The sequence below is a fragment of the Nocardioides sp. B-3 genome (assembly GCF_024703895.1).
Classification (GTDB): Bacteria; Actinomycetota; Actinomycetes; order Propionibacteriales; family Nocardioidaceae; genus Nocardioides.
In genome coordinates, this window is record NZ_CP087968.1 from 1171280 (window position 1) to 1188775 (window position 17496).

Below are 17496 nucleotides of genomic sequence, written 5' to 3' on the forward strand. Positions count from 1 at the left end.
CCAGCGCCGTACCCGCCTGATCGTCCGGACGTTTGCGCTGTCTCCAGCGCCCGGGAACAGCGCAGACGTTCGGTATGTCGACGTCGAGCCGTCGCGTCCCCGTCCCCCCGCCCCGCCGTCGGCGTCCCCCGCCAAGCGGCGAGTCAGCCACATTCGCCCGCGCTCGAATGTGGCTGGCGCGCCCGGCTCTCGGCGAGTCCCGCGCGCCACGCCGGGGACAGGTGTCACAGCCACCTTTTCGCCGTACAGAAATGTGGGTCACTCACCGCCGCGAAGGGGCAGGAACGACGAAGCCCCGGCCCCACCGAAGTGGGACCGGGGCTGTCGATCAGCTAGATGCTTCGATCAGTTCTGGTACGAGCCAAAGTCGAAGTCATCGAGGGCTACGGCCCGGCCACTGGTGCCGAAGTCGTAGTCGTAGGAGTCGTAACCGGTGACGGAGTAGGCCGCAGCGCGGGCCTCCTCGGTGGGCTCCACCCGGATGTTGCGGTAGCGCTCCGGGCCGGTGCCGGCCGGGATGAGCTTTCCGATGATGACGTTCTCCTTCAGGCCCCGCAGCGAGTCCGAGCGACCGTTGATGGCCGCGTCGGTGAGCACTCGGGTGGTCTCCCGGAAGGAGGCAGCCGAGAGCCACGACTCGGTGGCGAGCGACGCCTTCGTGATGCCCATGAGCACCGGACGACCCGAGGCAGGCTTGATGCCCTCGGAGACCGCGCGGCGGTTCTCCTCCTCGAAGCGCGAGCGCTCGACCGGTCGGACGGCAGCAGGTTGGTGTCACCCGACTCGATGACCGTCACGCGACGCAGCATCTGCCGCACGATGATCTCGATGTGCTTGTCGTGGATCGACACACCCTGCGAGCGGTAGACGTTCTGCACCTCGTCGACCGGTGCTCCCGGGCCTTGCGGACACCGAGGATGCGCAGGACGTCCTGCGGGTCGGGCGTACCGGACGTGAGGTGGTGACCCACCTCGATGTGCTCGCCGTCCTCGACGTTGAGACGCGAACGCTTGGACACCGGGTATTCCCGGACCTCGGAACCGTCGTCCGGGGTGACGAGGACCTTGCGGGCCTTGTCGGTGTCCTCGATCTCGACGCGACCGGCGGCCTCGCTGATGGGCGTACGACCCTTGGGCGAGCGGGCCTCGAAGAGCTCGACCACGCGGGGCAGACCCTGCGTGATGTCGTCGGCCGAGGCCACACCACCGGTGTGGAAGGTACGCATGGTCAGCTGCGTGCCGGGCTCACCGATCGACTGGGCCGCGATGATGCCGACGGCCTCGCCGATGTCGACGAGCTTGCCGGTGGCCAGCGAGCGGCCGTAGCACTTCGCGCAGGTGCCGGTCTTGGCGTCACAGGTCAGCACGGAGCGGACCTTGACCTCCTCGATGCCGGCCGCGATCAGCTCACCGATCTTGACGTCACCCGGGTCCTCGCCGGCAGCGGCGAGCACCTCACCCGACGTCGGGTCGGTGACCTCGACGGCAGCCGAACGGGCGTACGCCGCGGTCTCGGCGTTGTCATCCTTGCGGACGACTCCGTCCTCGCCGCGAACACCGATCACCTTGGGCAGACCGCGCTCGGTGCCACAGTCGTCCTCACGGATGATGACGTCCTGCGACACGTCGACCAGTCGACGCGTGAGGTAGCCCGAGTCGGCGGTGCGAAGTGCCGTGTCGGCCAGACCCTTGCGGGCACCGTGGGTGGAGATGAAGTACTCCGGGACCGAGAGGCCCTCACGGAAGTTGGCCTTGATGGGCCGCGGGATGATGTCACCCTTCGGGTTGGCCACCAGTCCACGCATGGCCGCGACCTGACGGATCTGCATCATGTTTCCGGACGCGCCCGAGTCGACCATCATGTAGATCGGGTTGCGCTTGTCGAAGTTGGCCTCCATGGCCTTGGCCACGTCGTTGGAGGCCCGGGTCCAGATCTCGATGAGCTCCCGGCGACGCTCGTCGTCGGTCACGAGACCGCGCTCGAACTGCTTCTGGACCTTCTCGGCCTGCGCTTCGTAGACCGAGAGGATCTCGACCTTGTCCTTCGGCGTGGTCACGTCGTCGATCGACACCGTGACACCCGAGCGGGTCGCCCAGTGGAAACCGGCGTCCTTGAGGGCGTCGAGCGAGGCGGCGACCTCGACCTTGGTGTAGCGCTCGGCGAGGTCGTTGACGATCGCGCCCGGGGCCTTCTTGCCCACTTCGTAGTTCACGAAGGGGTAGTCGGCCGGCAGGGTGTCGTTGAAGATGACGCGACCCAGCGTGGTCTCGAGGAGCACCGAGGTGCCCTCTTCCCAGTCGGCGCCGACGTTGTCCTCGAGCGGCGGCACGACGTCGTTGAGACGGATCTTCACCTTGCTCTGCATGGTGATCTCGTGCAGGTCGAAGGCCATCATCGCCTCGGCCGGCGTGGAGAACACGCGACCCTCGCCGACCTCGGCCTCGCGGTCCGTGGTCAGCCAGAAGATGCCGATGATCATGTCCTGCGACGGCATCGTCACGGGACGACCGTCGGAGGGCTTGAGGATGTTGTTGGTCGAGAGCATCAGGATGCGAGCCTCGGCCTGCGCCTCCGCGGACAGCGGGAGGTGGACAGCCATCTGGTCACCGTCGAAGTCGGCGTTGAACGCGCCACACACGAGCGGGTGGATCTGGATGGCCTTGCCCTCGATCAGCTGGGGCTCGAAGGCCCGGATGCCGAGGCGGTGCAGGGTGGGTGCACGGTTGAGCAGCACCGGGTGCTCGGTGATGACCTCTTCGAGGACGTCCCACACGACCGGGCGAGCGCGCTCGACCATCCGCTTGGCGGACTTGATGTTCTGCGCGTGCGACAGGTCGACGAGGCGCTTCATCACGAACGGCTTGAAGAGCTCGAGCGCCATCTGCTTGGGCAGACCGCACTGGTGCAGCTTCAGCTGCGGACCCGACACGATGACCGAACGGCCCGAGTAGTCCACGCGCTTGCCGAGGAGGTTCTGACGGAAGCGCCCCTGCTTGCCCTTGAGCATGTCGGAGAGCGACTTGAGCGGCCGGTTGCCCGGACCGGTGACCGGACGACCACGACGACCGTTGTCGAAGAGGCTGTCCACCGCCTCCTGCAGCATCCGCTTCTCGTTGTTCACGATGATCTCGGGGGCACCGAGGTCAAGGAGACGCTTGAGGCGGTTGTTGCGGTTGATGACGCGGCGGTACAGGTCGTTGAGGTCGGAGGTCGCGAAGCGGCCACCGTCCAGCTGCACCATCGGGCGCAGGTCCGGCGGGATGACCGGAACCGCGTCGAGGACCATGCCGATCGGCTGGTTGCCGGTCTTGCGGAAGGCGTCGACGACCTTGAGGCGCTTGAGGGCGCGGACCTTCTTCTGGCCCTTGCCGTTGGCGATCGTGTCGCGCAGCGACTCGACCTCGGCCTCGACGTCGAAGTCCCGGAGGCGCTTCTGGATCGCCGCGGCGCCCATGAAGCCCTCGAAGTACTTGCCGAACCAGGGCCTTCATCTCGCGGTAGAGGAGCTCGTCGCCGAGCAGGTCCTGCACCTTGAGCGACTTGAAGGTGTTCCAGACCTCGTCGAGGCGGTCGATCTCGCGCTGGGCACGGTCGCGCAGCTGCTTCATCTCCCGCTCGGCGCCGTCCTTGACCTTGCGACGCTGGTCGGCCTTGGCACCCTCGGCCTCGAGGGCAGCGAGGTCTTCCTCGAGCTTCTTGGCACGGTCGTCCAGCGAGCCGTCGCGACGCTTCTCGAGGCGCTCGCGCTCGAGGCCGACCTTGTTCTCCGGGGTCGACATGTCGTTGTGGCGGGCGTCCTCGTCGACCGAGGTGATCATGTAGGCCGCGAAGTAGATGACCTTCTCGAGGTCCTTCGGGGCCGGTCGAGAAGGTAGCCGAGACGCGACGGGACACCCTTGAAGTACCAGATGTGGGTGACCGGCGCGGCCAGCTCGATGTGGCCCATGCGCTCACGACGCACCTTGGAGCGGGGTGACCTCGACGCCACAACGCTCACAGATGATGCCCTTGAAGCGCACGCGCTTGTACTTGCCGCAGTAGCACTCCCAGTCCCGGGTGGGACCGAAGATCTTTTCGCAGAAAAGGCCGTCACGCTCGGGCTTGAGCGTGCGGTAGTTGATGGTCTCCGGCTTCTTGACCTCGCCGTGGCTCCAACCGCGGATGTCCTCCCGCGGTGGCCGGGCCGATCTGAATCTGCTCGAAGAAGTTCACGTCCAGCAAGGTGTGGTCCTTTGGTTGCTGTTTGAGTCAGGTGGCTGTGGGACTGGGGGGCCCGGGCAGTCCTCGTGGGACTGCCCGGGACCGCACCTCAGACTTCTTCGACGCTGCTGGGCTCGCGCCGCGACAGGTCGATGCCGAGTTCCTCGGCCGCACGGAAGACGTCTTCCTCGGCGTCCTTCAGCTGGATGGGGCTGCCGTCCTGCGACAACACCTCCACGTTGAGGCAGAGGGACTGCATCTCCTTGACGAGGACCTTGAACGATTCCGGGATACCGGAGTCGGGGGATGTTCTCGCCCTTGACGATGGCCTCGTAGACCTTGACGCGACCGGGCACGTCATCGGACTTGATCGTGAGCAGCTCCTGCAGGGCGTAGGCGGCGCCGTACGCCTCCATCGCCCAGACCTCCATCTCACCGAATCGCTGGCCACCGAACTGCGCCTTACCACCCAGCGGCTGCTGCGTGATCATGGAGTAGGGGCCGGTGCTGCGCGCGTGGATCTTGTCGTCCACGAGGTGGTGGAGCTTGAGGATGTACATGTAACCCACGGAGACGGGCTCGGGGAACGGCTCGCCGGAGCGGCCGTCGAAGAGCGACGCCTTGCCGGTCTCGTCCACCGGGCGCTCACCGTCACGGGTCAGCGTGGTCGAGCCGAGCAGACCGATGATCTCGTCCTCGCGGGCCCCGTCGAAGACCGGCGTGGCAACCTTCGTGTTGGGGTCGGCCTTGTCGGCACCGATCGAGATCAGGCGCTGCTTCCAGTCGCTGTTCTCCGGGTCGCCGGACAGGTTGAGGTCCCAGCCCTGCTTGCCGATCCAGCCCGAGGTGCAGCTCGAGGATCTGACCGATGTTCATCCGTCGCGGCACACCCAGCGGGTTGAGCACCACGTCGACCGGGGTGCCGTCCTCCATGAACGGCATGTCCTCGATCGGCAGGATCTTGGCGATGACGCCCTTGTTGCCGTGACGACCGGCGAGCTTGTCACCGACCGAGATCTTGCGCTTCTGGGCGACGTAGACGCGGACCAGCTCGTTGACGCCCGGGGGCAGCTCGTCGCCCTCTTCGCGGTTGAAGACGCGGACGCCGATGACCGTGCCGGACTCACCGTGCGGGACCTTCATCGAGGTGTCGCGCACCTCACGCGCCTTCTCACCGAAGATCGCGCGGAGCAGGCGCTCCTCCGGGGTCAGCTCGGTCTCACCCTTGGGCGTGACCTTGCCGACGAGGATGTCACCGGTGGTGACCTCGGCGCCGATGCGGATGATGCCGCGCTCGTCGAGGTCGGCCGGGCCCTCCTCGGAGACGTTGGGGATGTCCCGGGTGATCTCCTCCGGCCCGAGCTTGGTGTCGCGGGCGTCGACCTCGTGCTCCTCGATGTGGATCGAGGTGAGGACGTCCTCCTGCACCGGGGCGCTGGCTGAGGATGATCGCGTCCTCGTAGTTGTGGCCCTGCCACGGCATGAACGCCACGAGCAGGTTGGTGCCCGGGGGCCATCTCGGCCTTGTCCGTGCAGGGGCCGTCGGCGATCGGCGAGCCGACCTCCGGGCGGTCACCCTCGACGACCAGCGGACGCTGGTTGATGCAGGTGCCCTGGTTGGAGCGCTTGAACTTGGCCAGCTTGTAGGTCTGGTAGCTGCCGTCGTCGTTCATGGTCTCGATGGAGTCGGCGGAGACCTCCTTGACGACACCGGCCTTCTCGGCCAGCACGACATCGCCGGCGTCGACCGCGGCGCGGTATTCCATGCCGGTGCCGACGAGCGGGCTGTCGCTGACGATGAGCGGCACGGCCCGGCGCTGCATGTTGGCGCCCATGAGCGCGCGGTTGGCGTCGTCGTGCTCGAGGAACGGGATCAGGGCCGTGGCCACCGACACCATCTGGCGCGGCGACACGTCCATGTAGTCGACCTCTTCGGCGAGGATCGCGTCGACCTCACCGCGCTGCTGGCGGACCAGCACCCGCTCCTCGGCGAACTTGTTCTTCTTGTCGAGGGGGGCGTTGGCCTGCGCGATGACGTAGCGGTCCTCGTCGTCGGCCGTGAGGTAGTCGATGTCGTCGGTGACGACACCCTTGACCACGCGACGGTACGGCGTCTCGACGAACCCGAAGGGGTTGATCCGACCGTAGGACGCGAGCGAGCCGATCAGACCGATGTTCGGGCCTTCAGGGGTCTCGATCGGGCACATGCGGCCGTAGTGCGACGGGTGGACGTCACGGACCTCCATGCCGGCGCGGTCACGAGACAGACCACCCGGGCCGAGCGCGGACAGGCGACGCTTGTGCGTCAGGCCGGCGATCGGGTTGGTCTGGTCCATGAACTGCGAGAGCTGCGAGGTTCCGAAGAACTCCTTCAGCGCCGCGACCACGGGACGGATGTTGATCAGGGACTGCGGCGTGATGGCCTCGACGTCCCGGGTCGTCATCCGCTCGCGGACAACACGCTCCATGCGCGCCAGACCGGTGCGGAGCTGGTTCTGGATCAGCTCGCCCACGGTGCGCATGCGACGGTTGCCGAAGTGGTCGATGTCGTCGGCCCGGACCTTGATCGGCTTCTCGTCGGGACCCATGACCACGGCACCCTTGGCGTCGATCAGGTCGGGAGCGTCGACCGGCGCACCGGCGTGGTGCAGCTGCACGATGTAGCGGATCGCGGCGACGATGTCGTCCACGGTCAGCGTCTGCTGGTCGAAGGCCTCGGTCACGCCGAGCTTCTTGTTGATCTTGTAGCGACCGACCTTGGCCGGTCGTAGCGCTTGGGGTTGAAGTAGTAGTTGTTCAGCAGCGTCTGCGCAGCCTCACGCGTGGGCGGTTCCCTGGACGCAGCTTGCAGTAGATGTCGAGCAGCGCCTCGTCCCGGGTCTGGGGGGTGTCCTTCTCCGGGGTGAGCATCATCGACTCGTACTCGCCGAACTCCTCGCGGATCTGCTCCGGGGTCCAGCCGAGCGCCTTGAGGAGCACGGTGACGTTCTGCTTGCGCTTGCGGGTCGAGCCGGACGCCGACGAGGTCGCGCTTGTCGATCTCGAACTCGAGCCGGGCGCCGCGCGACGGGATCATCTTCGAGGTGTAGATGTCCTTGTCGGACGTCTTGTCCGCGGACCGCTCGAAGTAGACGCCGGGCGAACGCACGAGCTGGGACACGACGACACGCTCGGTGCCGTTGATGATGAAGGTGCCCTTGCGGGTCATCATCGGGAAGTCACCCATGAAGACCGTCTGGCCCTTGATCTCGCCGGTCTCGTGGTTCATGAACTCGGCGGAGACGTAGAGCGGGCGGGAGAAGGTGAAGTCCTTCTCCTTGCACTCCTCCTCGGTGTACTTCGGGTCGACGAACACAGGGTTGTCGAACGAGAGCATCATCGTCTCGGAGAAGTCCTCGATCGGAGAGATCTCCTCGAAGATCTCCCGGAGCCCCGACTTCTCGGAGACGTCCTCACCCGCGGCACGACGAGCCACGACCATCTCGTCCCACTTGTCGCCACCGACGAGCCATTCGAAGCTGTCGGTCTGCAGTGAGAGGAGAGCGGGAACCTCGAGAGGTTCGGTGATCTTTGCGAAAGAGGTGCGACGGGTGTTACCAGCGGAGCTGCGCGCGGCCAAGAGTTTTCCTTCGAATGATCAGAAAGATCGAATCGCTGCCAGCCGACCACCGACGTCACCCGTCCGGACAGGGTGAAGGGCATTTGAGGGCAGGCGCAAAGAAGAAGGGTACTCCATATTCACGCGTCTCAAACGCGGGGTCAACTCTTCTCGAGTCCTCACATCCGCGTTGCCGACGATGATGAACGTCGAGACCGATCAGGTCAAGCACCACGGCCGAACTGGTGGACCACAGGTCGGGTCTACTGCGCTGCCGGGGACGTGACGAGGTTGTCGATCAGCCAGTCCTCGCCGACCTTCTGCATGCTGACGGTGACTCGGTCCTTGTAGATGACCGGCTCGGGCGTGAGCTTGTTGGTCGTCGGCCGATCGACGAACACCAGCACGTCGACCCGGTCCTCCCCCGACCTGACGATGCCGGAGGCGATGACCTCCGCGGAGACCTTCGTCTGCGTCGACGGCGCGTTGTCCGTGATGACGCCGAAGAGCTGGTCGTAGTCCTTGAAGTAGTCGGCCGTGACGTAGGACTTCGCGCGGTCACGGTCTGCCTCGAGCGACTCGTAGTCGTAGGACAGCACCGGCACGATCGCGAGCTCCGCGGCCGACTGCGCCGCGCGGGCGGCGTCCTCCACGGCCGTGTCCTCGCCCGTCTGCCGGGCCCAGAGCGCCACCCCCACTGCGACCGCCGCGAGCGCGCCCAGCGCGCCCAGCAGCCACGTCGGCACGGTGCGGGACGTGGTCCCACCGACCGCGGTCGGGGGCCGCCGTCAGGTCGGCTCCCGCGCGCGGCTCCTCGGACGACGGGGTCCGGCGCCTGCGCGGGCCAGCCCGTCGTCGTACGCCGAACGCTTCTGCTCGTCGAGCAGCACCTCGGCCGCCCGGTTGAGCGTCTGGAAGCGCCGAGACCCCGGCTCGAGCTCGGCGATGCCGGACCGCCGGGCGGCGCGGATCTCGTCGGGCGACGCGGTCGGCTCGACATCGAGGACGTCGTACCAGCTCGGGGTCATTGCTTGCCCTCCGTCGTCGGGGTCTCCGAGGGCACGGGGCCCTCCGACTCGGGCACGGCTCCGCCTGCGGTGACCGGGCTGAAGTCGTCGACCAGCCACTCACCATCGATCTTGACGAGGCTCACCTCGATCCGGAACGGGATCGGCTCCTGCGGGACCGTCTTGCCCTTCACCGTGTAGGTGTCGGTGAACGAACCTGCGACGAGCGTGCGGGCCGAGTCGGCGTCGAGGCTGGAGACGCCGGTGGCGAAGACGTCCGGCACGCGTGCGACGCCGGCCTGCGCGACCAGCTGCTCGGCGGCGCCCGCCTCCTCCGGTCGAAGGACGCGGCGAACTTCGGTGTGATGACTTCCTTGACCTTCGAGCGGTAGTCGGGCATCGCACCGCTGTCGTCGAGCAGGTCGGGACCGTAGGACCCCATGCGCAGCATGAACTGCTCGGTCTGGGCCATCACGTCCTCGCGGCCGGCCCGGGTGTCGCCGGACCCGGCGTCACGGGTGACGAGCAGCACCGCGGCCGTCGCCACAGCCGCCGGGGTCACCGCGACCAGCACAGCCGCCAGCACCAGCCGGAACGGCTGGGAGCGGGGTGGGTCGACGGGAGGGGGCGTGCTCAGTCCTGCGTCAGCAGAGGCTGGAGGAACAACCACTTCCACGATTCCTTTCCAAGGGTCCGAGGTGCCACGCTACCGGTCGACTGCACAGCCTCGGCCTCGCGCTCACCCCGGGTGAGTTCGCCGGTCTCCGGGTCGAAGGCGGCGATCGGGTCACCGTAGGAGGCGGCGGCGCGCGGAGCGTGCTGGGCACCACGGGCGTTGGACTGCGACGCCGCCTCGGTGCACCGGGCCGACATGTTCATCGGCCGGTTGGAGCCGTCGAGAGGCGAGCGGCGGTCGGTGCCCTCGTAGCCGGCGTGGCACACGTGCGGCTCCTCGGTGAGGATCATCCCGAAGTGGGCGTCGAAGTTGCCCGTGGCCGCCGTCCGCGACACGACCGTGAAGCCGCCCTCGACGACGTAGGGATAGAGCACGAGCAGCTGCTCGACCCCGTCGAGCCGGGACACGACCACCTCGCCGGTGGTGACGAGGTTGTTGATCAGGGAGGCGAGGTCGACCTCGTTGTCCTCCGGGAACCGTCGCAGCTGGTTGGCGGTCGCGCTGCCGTTGTCGATGACCGCGCGCAGGTCCTTGTCCGAGGCGACCATGCTGGTGGAGAAGACGCTCAGGTCGCGGGCGAAGGAGCGCAGGGAGCTCTCGGACGCGATCTGGCCCCGCAGGACGACGTTGGAGTCCTTGATCAGCTTGGTGGTGATCTCGAAGTTGTCGTCGGCGGCCTCGAGGAACTCGTTGCCGGAGTCGATGATCGTCTGCAGGTCCTCGCCCGCACCACCGAACGCGGCACCGAACTCGGTGGTGACCGTCTGCAGGTCCTTCTCATCCACGCTGCGCACCGTGTTGGACAGGTTCGTGAGCAGCGTGTCCGTCTGGATCGGCGTGCGCGTCCGGTCGACCTCGATCTCGGAGCTCTCCTCGAGGGAAGGGCTCGCCGTCGGCACGCGGCTGAAGCTCGACGTACTGCTCCCCGACGGCGGACCGGTTGCCGACCACCGCGACCGTGTCGGCAGGGATCGTGTCGTAGCCGTTGTCGATGTCGAGGTGGATGTCGACGCCCTCGTCGGTCAGCACCATCTCGGAGACCCGGCCGACACGGACACCGCGGTAGGACACCTCGGCACCGGCGAAGGCGCCGCCGGAGTCGGCGAAGTGGGCGACCACGGTGTAGGCGTCGTCGACGAACACCCGGTCAAGACGGGCGTAGCGCGCACCGACGAAGGAGACGCCCAGCAGCGTGATGATCGCGAAGACCAGCAGCTGGAGCTTGGTACGGCGAGTGATCATCGGAGCACCATCCCGGGCACGAGCAGGTTGACGAGGTGCGGGTCGTAGACGTCCATCAGCTGGCCCATGGTGGGTCCCTGTCCAGTGAGCCGTTCGCCCGTGCCGGCGCGTGGTGCACCGGGTTGGCGAAGCAGGGTCGGCAGCGTGGTCGGGATCGTGAGCGAGGGCGGCGTTGTCGGAGCGCCCGGCAGGCCCGGGATCGTGTTGAGCTGCTTGCAGATGTCCTTGTCCTTGTTCGCCGCCTTCTTGCACTCCTCCTTGAGCTGCAGCAGGTCGTTGGGTGTGTTCAGCACCTTCAGACACGCCGGGCTCAACGGGTTGCCGCTCTTGAGGCACTCGAGCACGTTGTTGACGATCACCGTGGGGTCGATCTGCGTCGGCAGGTTGGTGGGCAGCGTGGGCGAATCGGTGCCGTTGCTGAGATCGACCTCGAGGGTGATCGACAGGTTGGTGAAGTCACCCATGTGCAGGTTCCGCGCCACCTGCGGGGTCACGCCCGACGACCTCGTCGACGAACGGGTAGGTGAGGAAGACATGGAAGGCGTTGGCGAAGTTGTCACCCGACGCGGCGAACTGCGACAGCACCGGGTTGAGCAGCTCCGGGCTCTCGATCGTGGCTTCCTTGGACTGCGAGATCACGTCGACACCCACGGCGCTGAGGTCGTTGAGCGCCTTCAGCATCTTGACCAGGTCGTCGCGCTGCCGGTCGATGGAGTCCGGGGCACTCGGCAGGTCCTCGAGGGCCGCGTCGATCGTCGGCTGCTCCTTGCGGACCGAGAGCGCGAGCTGGTTGAGCTTCTCGATCGCGGTGACGATGTCGGCCTTGTTCTCGTCGAGCTGGCCCATGAACGAGCTGATCTGCTGCAGCACGGACTTGGCTGCGCCCTCGCGGCCCTCGAGCGCGAGGTTGAGCTCACGCGCGATGGTCTGGAGCTGCCCGATCCCGCCGCCGTTCAGCAGCAGGCTCAGCGCCCCGAGGACCTCCTCGACCTCCGAGTTGCGACCCGACCGCTCGAGCGGGATCTCGTCGCCGGTCGCGAGCAGGTTGGCACTGGCACCGGAGTCAGGGGCCTTGAGCGAGACGAACTTCTCGCCGAGGAGGCTGGTCTGGCGGATCTCGGCCAGCGCGTTGTCCGGGAGCTTGACGTCATTGCGCAGCTCGAGGACGACCTCGGCGGTGTAGCCCTCGAGGTTGACGTCTCGCACGGTGCCGACGCTGACGTCGTTGACCTTGACCGTCGACTTCGGGACCGGGTCGAGCACGTCGGCGAACCGGACCGTGATCGTCATCGGGTCCTTGCCGGCGTCGGGCCCGCCGGGCAGGGGAAGCTTGTAGATGTCGAGGTCGCAGCCGGTGAGCAGCAGCGCCGACATCATCATCAGGACGAAGACACGCTTCGCCCGGCGCGGCATTGATCCGGGGGTCGTCATCGCTGCACCTCCACGAGTCCACCGAGGGTGGGGTCGAACTTGAGGTCCGGGGCGGACGGCAGGGTGGTCCCCTCGGTGAGGGCACCGCTGCGGGGCAGGATCTGCTTGATGGTGTTGCAGACGGACTCGGCACCCTTCACCTGATCGGTGAATCCACACAGGAAGGCGGCGGGGTCCGCCTCGATCTGGTCGCCCAGCATGCCGAGGTTGGCGCGGGTGTCGAGGGTGCCTGCCTGCGGGTTGTAGGTCAGCGCCGGGTTGTTGAGGGCGAGCGGGCCGACCTTGAGGACGGTGTCCGGGGCGTCACGCTGCTTGACCAGCACCTTCGAGACGCGGTTGAGGCCCTTGATGTTGCGCCCCCAGGGACCTCCCGGTTGTCGGTCACGAACGTCGACACTGGGGTCAGCGCGGTCGAGAGGTTCTTCAGCGAGGCCGACAGCTCCTCGCGCTCACCCTTCAGCAGGGCGGAGACGTCGGAGAGCGACTGGTTGAAGTCGCGGACCGTCTGGTCGTTCTCCGCCGGGGTCTCGATGAACTTGCCGAGCTGCTCGGCACTGCCGAACAGCTCCTCCTTGTTGTTGGCCGGGGTGTCGGAGAGCTTGGCGAAGTTCTTCAGCGTGGAGTTGAAGTTGGCGCCCTGCCCGTCGAAGTTGTCAGCGGTCACCGCGAGCAAGTCGGAAAGGGCACCGTTCTGATTGGCACCGGTGGGACCCGGGGCCACGTTGAGGGTGTCCGGGCTCTCGAAGATCTGGTCGAGCTCGATCGGCACGGCGGTCTGGGTGAGCTCGAGCTCGGTGTTGTCCGCCATCACCTCGTCGCCCTCCCGGAAGACCGGGGTCAGCTGGACGAACCGGTCACCGACGATCGAGGGCGCCACGATGGCCGCCTTCGCGTCCGCGGGCAGGTTCACGTCGGCGTCGTAGGCCATCGTCACCTCGACATCGGTCCCGGACGGCGTGACCTTCTCCACGGTGCCGATCGCCACGCCGAGGACGCGCACCTCACTGCCCTCGTAGACCGACACCGCTCGGGGGAAGTGCGCCACCGGGCGCTTGGAGTCGTCGCCACCGACCATGGTGAGCACCGCGGCGGTCACCGGGGCGATGACGACCAGCGGGACGGCGAGCTTCCTGACGAGTTCCATCTCAACCCACCTGCGGTGCTGGAGGCATGTTCTGGATGTAGGTGTCGAACCGGGGTCCGGTGCCCGGGGTGTTGGCGAACACCGTGTAGAACGGCGCCATCAACCGCAGGCTGTTGTCGAGGTTGTCCTCGTTCTTGTTGAGCACGTTGACGACGTTCTCCGGGTGGGTCAGAGCGGGCTTGAGGTCCGCACGGCTCTGCTTGACGAGCAGCGTCAGCTCGCGCGACAGGGTCGAGGTGGACGTGAGCAGGTTGTGGATCGCCTCGCGACGACTCACCAGCGCCCGGAACAGCACGTCGGCGTCACGCATCAGCGCCACGATGTCCTCGTCGCGCTCGTCGAGCACCTTGGAGACCTTCTCCGGGTTGACCAGCAGGGTGTTGATCTCGCCGTCGCGCGCCGCGACGTTGGCCGAGAGCCGGGTGACACCGTCGAGGGCCGCGCGGAACTCCTCGGGGGGTGTTGCGGGTGAGGTCGGCCAGCGTGGTCAGGGACTCTGCGAGCTGATCGGTGTTGATCTCCTCCGAGGTCGCGGCCGGGCCTTCGAACGCCGACACCACGTCGTACGGCGAGGTGGTCCGCTCGACCGGGATCGTCGACTCCTCCTCCATCTGACCAGCACCTGCCGGCTCGAGGGAGAGGAACATCGCGCCCAGCAGGGTCTTGACCTTGATCGCGGCGTTGGTGGTCGGACCGAACTCCTCGCCCGAGTCGACCTTGAAGGCGACCTTGACGTGGTCGCCGTCGAGCTCCACCGAGTCGACCTTGCCGACACGCACGCCGGCGATGCGGACCTCGTCGTTGACCTTGAGGCCGCCGGACTCGGAGAAGGCGGCGTAGTAGGTGTCACCGCCACCGATGACCGGGAGGTCGCCGGCACGGAAGGCCACGGCGAGCGAGGCCGCGATCATGGCGAGGCTGATGGCGCCGATGACGACCGGGTTGCGCTCGTGGAACGGGATCATGGGGCTCATCGGGGTCCCCTCGGCGTTGTCTGCGGAGGGAGCGCAGCGGAGGGAGCGGGGAACGTCGTGGGGTGGTTCATCCGAGGTTGCACCTGTCCGATCCGGTCTGGTAGCTGACGGGGACGTTGACACCGGCGGGCAGCTTGACCCGGCCCCGGAACTCGCAGAGGTAGAAGTTGAACCACGAGCCGTAGATCGCGGTGCGGCCGACCTTCTCGAGCTTGATCGGCAGCACCTGCAGGGCACGGTCCAGCTCGGCCTTGTTCCTGTCCGGGTTGCCGGCGAAGTCGCGCAGGTGCTTGATGTCGCTGACGAACGGCTTGCGGATGCCCTGCAGGAGGCCGGCGGTCTGGACGGAGAGCGCCGAGATGTCGTCGAGCGAGGTCAGGATCGCCTGCCGGTCGTCCTTGAGGCCGCCGATGAGCTGGCGGAAGGAGCCGATCAGGCGCGAGAGCTGCTCGTCGCGGTCGCCGATGTGCACGAGCACCCGGTTGAGGTTCTCGATCAGGTCGCCGATGACCTCGTCGCGGTCGGCCAGCGTGGAGGTGACCGACGCCGTGCTCTGCAGGAGACCCTCGAGCGTGCCTCCCTCGCCCCGGAAGACCCGGACGATCTCGTAGGAGAGCTTGTTGATGTCGGCCGGCGACAGCGCTCGGAAGAGCGGCTTGAAGCCGTTGAACAGGACGGTGAGGTCCGGGGCCGGCTTCGTCCGGTCGACCGGGATCGTGCCGCCCTCGGGCATCCGCCCGGAGTCACCCACCTCCTGCGTCAGCGAGATGTAGCGCTGCCCGACGAGGTTGCGGTAGCGGATGGTCGCGAACGTGCCGCCGTTGACCTGCGTCGCGTCGGCGACCGTGAAGCTCACCAGCGCACGGGTGCGCTCGACGATCTCGATGTCCTTGACGGTGCCGACCTTCACACCCGCGACGCGGATGTCGTCGCCCTTGTTGACGCCGGTGGCATTGGTGAAGACAGCCTTGTAGTCGCGCGTCGAGGCGAAGTTGAGGTTGCCGATGAGCACGACCGGGACGGCGGTCGCCACCGACGTGACCACGATGAAGACGAGGAGGCGGACGAGGTCGCCCGAGGTCTTCTTGTCGAGGAGGGCCATCAGCGATCAGCTCCCACGTTGACCGTGGCCCCGCGGGCCATCGGCGCGATGAGGAGCACGCCGAGGTCGGGCACGTCCTCCGCGTCGGTCCCGATGACCGGGCCGAGCAGGCCCTTCATCAGCGCGGACTCGTCCGGGCCTCCCGGGTAGCCGGCGCCCGTCGACCAGCCGGTCGCGGCGCGCGTGATGCCCTTGCCGGTCGGCTCGTCGACGCCGTCGGCGAAGTTGGGCTGGTGGGTCACCGGGTTCTCCCGGCTCCGGGGAGCGTTGGGAAGGCGGCCGCAGTAGGGGCCGCGGCTGTCGCCGTAGACCGGCTTGTCCTCGGGGCCGTAGCCACGCGGTTGGTTGGGCAGCGTCTCCAGCACGATGTGGAGGGTGAACCCGCGGAAGGCCTCGGCCTGCAGCTTGCCGGCCCTCACGATGCCGTCGAGGAGGCACGGGTACTGCGGGGCGTAACGGGCGAAGAGGGCGAGCTGGTCGCGGCTCACGTCGCCGAGGCGGATGATGTTGTCACCGTTGTCACCGAGGAACCGCTCGGCCGTAGCGGAGAACGACCCGATGTCCTTGAACAGCGCGTTGAGCTTCTCCTCACGACCCTCGAGCGTCTGCGTGGTGGTGATGGTGTTGCGCAGGATCGTGGCGACCTCGGGCAACACGTCGACGTACACGTCGGAGACCCGGCCCGTGAGACGCAGGTCCTCGATGAGGGCCGGGATCTCGGGGTTGAGGCGCTTGAGGTAGCTGTCGATCGTCTCGAGGTTGTTGCCGAGCTGGTCGCCGCGGCCCTCGAGCGCGGTCGCGATCGCATTGAGCGTCATGTTGATCTCGGCCGGCTGGACCGCACGCAGGAGCGGGAAGAGGTCGTTGAGCACCTGCTCGACCTCGGTGGAGACGTCGGTGCGGTCGATGACCGCGTCGACCTCGATCCCCTCGGCGCGCGGACCCTCGGGAACGATCAGCGAGACGTACTTCTCGCCGAACAGCGTCTTCGGCACGATCGAGCCGGTCACGTTGGCCGGGATGGTGTCGCGCATCTCGGGGTAGAGACCCGGGGTCAGCGTCGCCCCGTCGGAGTCGCCTTCGATCTCGATGACCTCGCCGACACGGACGCCGCGGATCTTGACGTCCGCGCGCGCCGGCATCTGCAGACCGATGTTGCTGGTCTTCAGGGCGACCTCGTCGAAGTCGGTGAACTTCTGCGTGAAGACGCCGTAGGACAGGCCGACGCCCGAGATGAGCAGGGCGAGGAAGACCACGCCCAGCACCTTGTTGTTCCTCAACGGGTTGAACCTCATCAGCCTGCCAACCTGACTGTTGCGTTGGTGCCCCAGATGGCCATGGACAAGAACAGGTCGAGCACGTTGATCGCCACGATGCTGGTGCGGACTGCGCGACCCACTGCCACACCCACGCCGGCGGGACCGCCCGAGGCGGTGTAGCCGTGGTAGCAGTGGATGAGGATCACGGTGACCGCGAACACGAGCACCTTGCCGAAGGACCACAACACGTCGCCCGGCGGCAGGAAGGCGTTGAAGTAGTGGTCGTAGGTGCCCGTCGACTGGCCGTAGAACTGGGTGACCACGAGCCGGCTCGCGAAGTAGGACGACAGCAGCCCCACGACGTACAGCGGGATGATCGCGATCAGGCCGCCGACGACGCGGGTGGCGACGAGGAACGGCATCGAGGGGATGGCCATCACCTCGAGGGCGTCGACCTCCTCGGAGATCCGCATGGCGCCGAGCTGGGCGGTGAAGCCACAGCCGACGGTCGCCGCGAGCGCGATGCCTGCGACGAGCGGCGCGATCTCACGGGTGTTGAAGTAGGCGGAGACGAAGCCGGAGAAGGCCGCGGTGCCGAGCTGGTTGAGTGCGGCGTAGCCGGAGAGGCCGACTCGGGCGCCGGTGAAGAAGGTCATGCCGATGATGACGCCGACGGTGCCGCCGATGACCGCCAGTGCCCCGGAGCCGAGGGTGACCTCGGCCGGGATCCGCATGATCTCGCGGGGGTAGTGCGTGATCGAGCGCGGGATCGCCTTGACCACACCGATGTGGAAGGCGAGCTGGCCGCCCGGGGTGTCGAGGGAGCTCAGCGGCTTCTGGTAGACGCTCTTGATGCCGGCCAT

At 67.2% G+C, this 17496-nt stretch carries 15 protein-coding genes and 3 pseudogenes; all 18 read right to left on the reverse strand.

Features of this window, described 5'->3' with window-relative positions; all coding sequences use genetic code 11:
* Positions 1 to 345: 345 nt before the first annotated feature.
* The 18 genes and pseudogenes from LP418_RS07815 to LP418_RS07910 all read right to left on the reverse strand — a co-directional run bounded on the left by LP418_RS07815 (position 346) and on the right by LP418_RS07910 (position 17496).
* Positions 346 to 4221 (reverse strand): annotated as a pseudogene (locus tag LP418_RS07815) (DNA-directed RNA polymerase subunit beta').
* A gap of 88 nt (positions 4222 to 4309) precedes the next feature.
* Positions 4310 to 6761: pseudogene (rpoB, locus tag LP418_RS32820) on the reverse strand (DNA-directed RNA polymerase subunit beta); the annotation flags it as partial.
* Positions 6762 to 6862: 101 nt separating this feature from the next.
* Positions 6863 to 7819, reverse strand: a pseudogene (locus LP418_RS07835) (DNA-directed RNA polymerase subunit beta); the annotation flags it as partial.
* 242 nt (positions 7820 to 8061) lie between these two features.
* Positions 8062 to 8544, reverse strand: a complete 483-nt coding sequence (locus LP418_RS07840; protein WP_257955890.1) for a hypothetical protein — start codon at positions 8542 to 8544, stop codon at positions 8062 to 8064.
* A gap of 42 nt (positions 8545 to 8586) precedes the next feature.
* Entirely contained in the window at positions 8587 to 8826 is a 240-nt protein-coding gene (locus LP418_RS07845) for a J domain-containing protein (protein WP_257955891.1), read from the reverse strand.
* Positions 8823 to 8999 carry a hypothetical protein gene (locus LP418_RS07850; RefSeq protein WP_257955892.1) on the reverse strand — a complete coding sequence of 59 codons (177 nt, stop codon included), beginning with the start codon at positions 8997 to 8999 and terminating at the stop codon, positions 8823 to 8825. The genes LP418_RS07845 and LP418_RS07850 overlap by 4 nt, the downstream gene beginning before the upstream one ends.
* Entirely contained in the window at positions 8996 to 9391 is a 396-nt protein-coding gene (locus LP418_RS07855) for a hypothetical protein (protein ID WP_257955893.1), read from the reverse strand. The genes LP418_RS07850 and LP418_RS07855 overlap by 4 nt, the downstream gene beginning before the upstream one ends.
* A gap of 47 nt (positions 9392 to 9438) precedes the next feature.
* Positions 9439 to 10341: an MCE family protein gene (locus tag LP418_RS07860; RefSeq protein ID WP_257956939.1), complete on the reverse strand. Its 903-nt coding sequence runs from the start codon at positions 10339 to 10341 to the stop codon at positions 9439 to 9441.
* On the reverse strand, positions 10259 to 10723 hold the full coding sequence (locus LP418_RS07865) for an MlaD family protein (RefSeq protein WP_257955894.1): 465 nt from the start codon (positions 10721 to 10723) through the stop codon (positions 10259 to 10261). Before LP418_RS07865 ends, LP418_RS07860 begins: the two co-directional genes overlap by 83 nt.
* Positions 10720 to 11217: a hypothetical protein gene (locus LP418_RS07870; protein ID WP_257955895.1), complete on the reverse strand. Its 498-nt coding sequence runs from the start codon at positions 11215 to 11217 to the stop codon at positions 10720 to 10722. Before LP418_RS07870 ends, LP418_RS07865 begins: the two co-directional genes overlap by 4 nt.
* Complete coding sequence (locus tag LP418_RS07875) at positions 11180 to 12154, reverse strand: MCE family protein (RefSeq protein ID WP_257955896.1); 975 nt, start codon at positions 12152 to 12154, stop codon at positions 11180 to 11182. The genes LP418_RS07870 and LP418_RS07875 overlap by 38 nt, the downstream gene beginning before the upstream one ends.
* Positions 12151 to 12477 carry a hypothetical protein gene (locus LP418_RS07880; protein ID WP_257955897.1) on the reverse strand — a complete coding sequence of 109 codons (327 nt, stop codon included), beginning with the start codon at positions 12475 to 12477 and terminating at the stop codon, positions 12151 to 12153. The genes LP418_RS07875 and LP418_RS07880 overlap by 4 nt, the downstream gene beginning before the upstream one ends.
* The gene (locus LP418_RS07885; RefSeq protein ID WP_257955898.1) at positions 12402 to 13298 is read right to left on the reverse strand and encodes an MCE family protein; all 897 of its coding nucleotides are present in this window, start codon (positions 13296 to 13298) and stop codon (positions 12402 to 12404) included. The genes LP418_RS07880 and LP418_RS07885 overlap by 76 nt, the downstream gene beginning before the upstream one ends.
* 1 nt (position 13299) lies before the next feature.
* On the reverse strand, positions 13300 to 13683 hold the full coding sequence (locus tag LP418_RS07890) for an MCE family protein (protein WP_257956940.1): 384 nt from the start codon (positions 13681 to 13683) through the stop codon (positions 13300 to 13302).
* Positions 13601 to 14272 (reverse strand): MlaD family protein, encoded by a 672-nt coding sequence (locus LP418_RS07895; protein WP_257955899.1) that lies wholly within the window; start codon positions 14270 to 14272, stop codon positions 13601 to 13603. The genes LP418_RS07890 and LP418_RS07895 overlap by 83 nt, the downstream gene beginning before the upstream one ends.
* A 67-nt stretch (positions 14273 to 14339) precedes the next feature.
* A complete protein-coding gene (locus LP418_RS07900) occupies positions 14340 to 15374 on the reverse strand; it encodes an MCE family protein (RefSeq protein WP_257955900.1) in 1035 nt (344 codons plus the stop codon).
* A complete protein-coding gene (locus tag LP418_RS07905; protein ID WP_257955901.1) occupies positions 15374 to 16654 on the reverse strand; it encodes an MCE family protein in 1281 nt (426 codons plus the stop codon). The genes LP418_RS07900 and LP418_RS07905 overlap by 1 nt, the downstream gene beginning before the upstream one ends.
* Before the next feature lie 14 nt (positions 16655 to 16668).
* The gene (locus LP418_RS07910; protein WP_257955902.1) at positions 16669 to 17496 is read right to left on the reverse strand and encodes an MlaE family ABC transporter permease; all 828 of its coding nucleotides are present in this window, start codon (positions 17494 to 17496) and stop codon (positions 16669 to 16671) included.

What these genes read in the sequence shown, in the direction of transcription:
- LP418_RS07895 (WP_257955899.1), bottom strand. Translation starts at nt 14,272, where the DNA reads ATGAGCCCCATGATCCCGTTCCACGAGCGCAACCCGGTCGTCATCGGC.
- LP418_RS07865 (WP_257955894.1), bottom strand. Translation starts at nt 10,723, where the DNA reads ATGATCACTCGCCGTACCAAGCTCCAGCTGCTGGTCTTCGCGATCATC.
- LP418_RS07875 (WP_257955896.1), bottom strand. Translation starts at nt 12,154, where the DNA reads ATGACGACCCCCGGATCAATGCCGCGCCGGGCGAAGCGTGTCTTCGTC.
- LP418_RS07885 (WP_257955898.1), bottom strand. Translation starts at nt 13,298, where the DNA reads ATGGAACTCGTCAGGAAGCTCGCCGTCCCGCTGGTCGTCATCGCCCCG.
- LP418_RS07910 (WP_257955902.1), bottom strand. Translation starts at nt 17,496, where the DNA reads ATGGCCGGCATCAAGAGCGTCTACCAGAAGCCGCTGAGCTCCCTCGAC.
- LP418_RS07845 (WP_257955891.1), bottom strand. Translation starts at nt 8,826, where the DNA reads ATGACCCCGAGCTGGTACGACGTCCTCGATGTCGAGCCGACCGCGTCG.
- LP418_RS07900 (WP_257955900.1), bottom strand. Translation starts at nt 15,374, where the DNA reads ATGGCCCTCCTCGACAAGAAGACCTCGGGCGACCTCGTCCGCCTCCTC.